Annotated in this window: 3 protein-coding genes; all 3 read left to right on the top strand. The window is 62.9% G+C overall.

The window, feature by feature from the left end; all coding sequences use genetic code 11:
- The coding region (locus EKD03_RS18075) for a tetratricopeptide repeat protein (RefSeq protein WP_238613582.1) at window positions 1-1,500 on the top strand (1,500 nt) is incomplete at its 5' end.
- Between the two features lie 540 nt (window positions 1,501-2,040).
- Window positions 2,041-2,361, top strand: a complete 321-nt coding sequence (locus EKD03_RS18070; protein WP_129633828.1) for a hypothetical protein — start codon at window positions 2,041-2,043, stop codon at window positions 2,359-2,361.
- Window positions 2,358-2,552 (top strand): type II toxin-antitoxin system VapC family toxin (locus EKD03_RS18065; protein WP_161569316.1); only part of this gene is annotated, 195 nt, incomplete at its 3' end. The genes EKD03_RS18070 and EKD03_RS18065, both read left to right, overlap by 4 nt.

Raw genomic sequence — 2,552 nt, 5'->3', positions numbered from 1 at the left:
CAAGGCTCGCGGAACCCGGCCATGCCCGCGACGCAGGCGCTGCAACAGGTGATCCATGCCTTCTTCCCCGATGCGAAACTCCCTGATGGCATCACCGAACTCACCACCCTCTACCGCAGCACCCTAGCGGGTAAGCGCGTGCTCATCCTCGCCGACGATGCCAAAGACGCCGCCCAGGTGCAGGCGCTGCTGCCCCCCGCCGGGTCGGCGCTGCTGATCACCAGCCGCCAGAAGTTCACCCTGAAGGGGATGCAACGGATTGACCTGGCTCGGCTGGGAATGGACGAGGCAGGTACGCTCTTGCGCACGATCTGCCTGCGGATGGATGACGCCGCCGCGCAACAGATCGCCGCTGCCTGCGGCTACCTGCCGCTGGCCCTGCGCATCGCCGCGAGCCTGCTGCACAACGACGCCACCCTGCGCAGTGCCGACTACATCGCCCGCCTGAGCGAGCAGAAGCGCGCCCTGATGGCGCTCAAAGACCCCGACAGCGACGCCAACCCGGAGCTGGATGTCGAGGCTTCGATAGCGCTCAGTTACCACCTGCTCACGCCGCAGGTGCAGGCCACCCTGGCCCAGTTGGGGGTCTTTGGGGCCAGTTTTACCCTCGCAGCAGCAGCGGCGGTGGTGCAACCCGACGACCCCGAACGGCTGCGGGACAACCTGAGCCTACTCTACCGGCGCAGCCTCCTCGAATACGACCCCGAACAGGAGCGCTACGACCTACACGAACTGGTGCGCCACTTTGCCGTGCAGCGCCTGGGCGAAGAGGAGCGGGCGGCGCGGCTGCGCTATGCCACATATTACATCGCCGAGGCCAAAAAGGCGGAACAGCACTACCTCGCTGGCGGCGATCAGATCGTGCCTGCGCTGGCCCACTTCGAGCGCGAACGCGCCAACCTGGACGCAGCGCGGCACTGGCTGCACGCCCACGCAGGCAGTTGTGAGGTGGATACACTCCTGATTGACGATGCTGATGCCACGGCGCATATTGGTGATCTACGCTACACCCTCCGCAGCGAGCGCATCCCCCAACTTGAGGCCGCACTGGCCGCAGCGCGCCGCCTGGGGCGGCGGGATGCTGAGGGTCGGTTCCTGGGCAACCTGGGGATTGCCTACAAAGACCTGGGCGAGCCGCGCCGCGCCATTGCGTTCTACGAGCAGGTGCTGGATTTGATGCACGAGATCGGTGACCGGCGCGGGGAAGGCCAAACCCTGGGCAACCTAGGCATTGCCTACAAAGACCTGGGCGAGCCGCGCCGCACTATTGCGTTCTACGAGCAACGTTTGGTGATCGCCCGCGAGATCGGCGACCGGCGCGGGGAAGCGATGGCGAGTTGGAATCTGGGTGAGACGCTCGTGGGCCAGGGCCAGGTCAGCGAGGCGCTAGGGTTGCTCGATCTGTGGGTGGCCTATGTGCGGGAGCTTGGGCATCCGGATGCCGAGGAGGATGCGCACACGGTCGCGTATGTGCGCGAGCATGGGAAGTGGCCGGGGTAGGGTGGGGTATACCGCAGAGGGGCGCAGAGGAACGCAGAGGGGGAGATCCAAGAACACATCCTCTGCGCCCCTCCGCGTCCTCGGCGGTTAACAAACGGGTCGGGAGGGTGTACCGCAGAGGGGCGCAGAGGGATAGAGTAGAAATCCTCTGCGCCCCTCCGCGTCCTCGGCGGTGAAAAATCGGGTCGGGGAGGGGTATACCGCAGAGGGGCGCAGAGGAACGCAGAGGGGGAGACCCAAGAACACATCCTCTGCGCCCCTTCGCGTCCTCGGCGGTGAAAAATCGGGGCGGGGGGGATACCGCAGAGGGGCGCAGAGGGATAGAGTAGAAATCCTCTGCGCCCCTCCGCGTCCTCGGCGGTGAAAAATCGGGTCGGGGAGGGGTATACCGCAGAGGGGCGCAGAGGAACGCAGAGGGGGAGACCCAAGAACACATCCTCTGCGCCCCTCCGCGTCCTCGGCGGTGAAAAATCGGGGCGGAGGGGGTATAATTGAAAAACGAGTAAGGAAATGTGAGAAGAAGCTTTTCAGGAGAAATCTATGACCGTACTTATGCTTGATCTCCCATCTGAAATACTTGAACGCCTCCACGCTGCGGCGCTGCGCGAAGGAAAATCGGTTGATATATTAGCTGGTGAATGGCTTATTGAGCGGCTAATCCCGACACCCCCAAAGAGTGATCGTGAGCGCGCTCGTGATGTGCTGCGCACTGCGGGTCTGCTTATCGAGCCGACTCCGACCATGCATGCCATTGCGGCGCAGTCTACGGCGACACTTGAAGCGGTACAGGCAAGTTTTGCGCGTATCGGTGGCACGCCACTCAGCCAAATCGTTATTGAACAGCGTGGCACAAAAGGATGAGTGCCTACTATTTTGATACCAGCGCACTTGTGAAGCGCTACTTTCCAGAAACTGGCTCAGCCTGGGTGATCGCAGTAGCAGATCCGAAGGCTGAGCATACCCTGTTGATGAGCACAATGACGCGGGTGGAGGCTGCCGCAGCTTTTGCGATTAAGCATCGCTCTGGCAATGCAACTCGTCAAGATCGTGAT

It is taken from the genome of Candidatus Oscillochloris fontis (genome assembly GCF_004138135.1).
Taxonomy (GTDB): domain Bacteria; phylum Chloroflexota; class Chloroflexia; order Chloroflexales; family Chloroflexaceae; genus Oscillochloris; species Oscillochloris fontis.
The sequence above is the reverse complement of the archived record's forward strand: the minus strand, read 5'-3'. Positions and strand labels throughout refer to the sequence as shown.

Excerpts from the sequence above, each read along its gene's own strand:
- EKD03_RS18070 (WP_129633828.1), top strand. The coding sequence starts at position 2,041 with ATGACCGTACTTATGCTTGATCTCCCATCTGAAATACTTGAACGCCTC.